This window comes from Psychrobacter sp. 1Y4, from assembly GCF_051847555.1.
Genome location: NZ_JBPYDE010000231.1, coordinates 1 through 944, shown reverse-complemented (window position 1 = coordinate 944; position 944 = coordinate 1). Strand labels below are relative to the sequence as shown.

At 45.8% G+C, this 944-nt stretch carries 1 protein-coding gene; it reads right to left on the bottom strand.

The annotated features are described in order from the left end of the window. Positions 1-944: MFS transporter (locus ACS8FC_RS15435; protein WP_459112965.1), on the bottom strand; the 944-nt coding region annotated here is incomplete at both ends.

Sequence of the window (944 nt, the reverse complement as noted above, 5' to 3'; positions counted from 1 at the left end):
GTCTACGACAGCACCAGAGTAACCACCCATCACTTTCGGTATGAGCGTCATTAGCGATGAAAAGATAGCATACTGTACCGCTGTAAAACGAATCGAGGTCAAGGCAGATAAGAACGCAATAAAGACTGCACTGGCAAGACCTGCTGCCAGGTTGTCAAAAATCACTGCCACGTACATATGCGGTAAGCTACCAGGATGATAAGTGAGCAGGACAAATAATAAATTCGTCACACAAGCCAGTATGGCACCGATCATCATTGCCTGCATCATGCGCATTTTTTGAGCCAAAATACCGCCCAAAAAACCACCCGCAATAACCATGATGACACCGACTAACTTCACAGCATTGGCAATGTCTGTCTTACTAAAACCCATGTCTTGGTAAAAGACGTTCGAGATAACCCCTGCTACGATATCAGAAATGCGGTATAAACCAATCAAGGCCAGTAGCAATAATGCTTTTTTGCCATAACGGCGAAAAAAATCAACGACTGGTTCAACCCAAGTGGTATAGGCCATTTCTTGTTTGACCACGCCTACTTTGACAGACAGGTAACCCACAACCGATGCCACCAATAAGCTTGCTAAGAGGTGAACCACTTCAAGTAAAAAAGCAAACATCACACTGTCTGTCTCTGGCAGTAACGCACCAACATTGACAAAAGCAATGATAAAAGCGACGACCGACAATACAAATACCAATACCAAACGAGCATAGTCTGTTGCTGGGCGCTCAATGCGTACCTGCTCACTCACAGGCTCCCGAATTATCAACGTGGTCAACACACCTACGCCCATCACCGCTGCCATGATCCAATAGGTGTTGCGCCATGCTTCATAACTATAAAACTCTTCGGTCGAACCGAAATAATCTGCCAAATAGAGCGCACCTGCGCCTGCAAAAATCATCCCTAAACGGTAGCCTGCGGTATACATTGCCGACA